The sequence below is a fragment of the Sphingomonas sp. 2378 genome (assembly GCF_038084995.1).
Lineage (GTDB): Bacteria > Pseudomonadota > Alphaproteobacteria > Sphingomonadales > Sphingomonadaceae > Sphingomonas.
On the sequence record NZ_JAXCMJ010000138.1, the window covers coordinates 1 to 378 of the forward strand.

Sequence of the window (378 nt, forward strand, 5' to 3'; positions counted from 1 at the left end):
TAGGGTCCGGACCCAATAACCGTCTTCCGTTTCCTGCATGATGGTGATTCACTGGCTCTGCGAGGAGGTGGTGGAATGACGGATTTCTTTTGGTTTTCGGATGCGCAGTGGGAGCGGATCGCTCCGCTGCTGCCGACCGGCGTGCGCGGCAAGGCACGGGTGGATGATCGCCGGGTGCTGAGCGGGATCGTGCATGCGCTGCGCTGTGGAGGGCGCTGGGCGGACTGCGCGGACGTGTATGGGCCGAAGAAGACGCTCTACAACCGGTTCGTGCGCTGGGCCGAACGCGGTGTCTGGGAAGGCATCTTCAGCGCGCTGGCGGGTGCTGACGGCGCACCGGACCGGCTGTTCATCGATAGCAGTTGCATCAAGGTTCAC

At 63.5% G+C, this 378-nt stretch carries 1 protein-coding gene; it reads left to right on the forward strand.

Going from position 1 to position 378, the window contains the following annotated elements; all coding sequences use genetic code 11:
- Window positions 1-75: 75 nt before the first annotated feature.
- Window positions 76-378, forward strand: a 303-nt coding sequence (locus tag SM191_RS19650) for a transposase (protein WP_341507672.1), incomplete at its 3' end; no start/stop codon positions are given.